Origin of the sequence: Micromonospora sp. NPDC023814, assembly GCF_040639595.1 — a bacterium.
Classification (GTDB): Bacteria; Actinomycetota; Actinomycetes; order Mycobacteriales; family Micromonosporaceae; genus Micromonospora.
Genome location: NZ_JBFAAF010000260.1, coordinates 1 through 1,074, shown reverse-complemented (window position 1 = coordinate 1,074; position 1,074 = coordinate 1). Strand labels below are relative to the sequence as shown.

The 1,074-nt window shown below is 68.5% G+C and carries 1 protein-coding gene and 1 pseudogene; both read left to right on the top strand.

What is annotated here, in order from left to right; genetic code table 11:
• Positions 1–304 precede the first annotated feature (304 nt).
• Positions 305–796, top strand: a pseudogene (locus tag AB0G14_RS35875) (hypothetical protein); the annotation flags it as partial.
• Positions 726–1,074: transposase (locus AB0G14_RS35870; protein ID WP_357705281.1), on the top strand; the 349-nt coding region annotated here is incomplete at its 3' end. The pseudogene AB0G14_RS35875 and the gene AB0G14_RS35870, both read left to right, overlap by 71 nt.

Sequence of the window (1,074 nt, the reverse complement as noted above, 5' to 3'; positions counted from 1 at the left end):
CGGTGGAACCTGGAACCGCTACAGCCCTAGCCGCAACACACTGTGATCAGCGGACAGGGAATACAGGACAGTCGGATTACCGCACCCTGCCAGTCGGGCGGGCCGACCAGGGCAGCCCGGGTAACGCCGTTGGCTGGCGTCATCGTCGTGGTGCTCATGCCGGCATCACCGCCTCGCCGGCAGCAGCCCCCGCAGGGCCCGCAGCGCCTACGGCACGGACGCGGTGGCGCTGCTGCGAGCCGTCTGGTCACCGACAGCGCCACCATGGCTGGCGCACCTGCCCGCGATCGAGACCCTGCGCCAGATGCTGGTGCAGAACTCCCACATCAGCACCGACACCCGCGGACACCAGCACCCCGACTCCACTAAATCTGATCATCAACGTGGCCACCACCGCCTCGACCACACCCGACGTGAAGGCCACCACACCCATCCGAGCCGACTGGCCGAACACGACCTGCTACCCGACCAGCACTACCTCGACGCCGGCTACCCGTCGGCCGACACCATCACCACCGCGCTGGACACCTACGGCGTCACGATGATCACGCCCGCCTCCCACGACACCTCCACACAGGCCCGCGCAGGTCTCGGGTTCGCCAAGAACGCCTTCACCATCGACTGGACCCTGCGGCAGGTTACCTGCCCACACGGCAACACCAGCCTCAACTGGAGCCCAACCCGCCAGCGCGGCACCCAGGTGATCGTCGTCAGGTCGGGCGCCGATGCCTGCGCCCCCTGTCCCGTCAAAGCCCAGTGCATCACCTCCCAGCGCCGCCGACGCCAGCTCACACTGCGTCCCCAAGAAACTGCACGAAGCCCTCGCCCGCAACCGCGCCCAGCAGGACAGCAAGGACTGGCAGCACACCCACGCCCTACGCGCCGGCGTGGACGGCACCATCAGCCAGGCCATCGCGATCACCAGCATCCGCCACGCCCGCTACCGCGGCCTGCCCAAAACCCGTCTCCGTTTCATTGGGTTCATCCGCTGCCGGCCGCTGAGCCGCCCCGCTTTCGCCCCCGGTCCGACACAGCTCGAGTGCGCCGGCCTGGAGCGGTACGCGGTTGATCAGG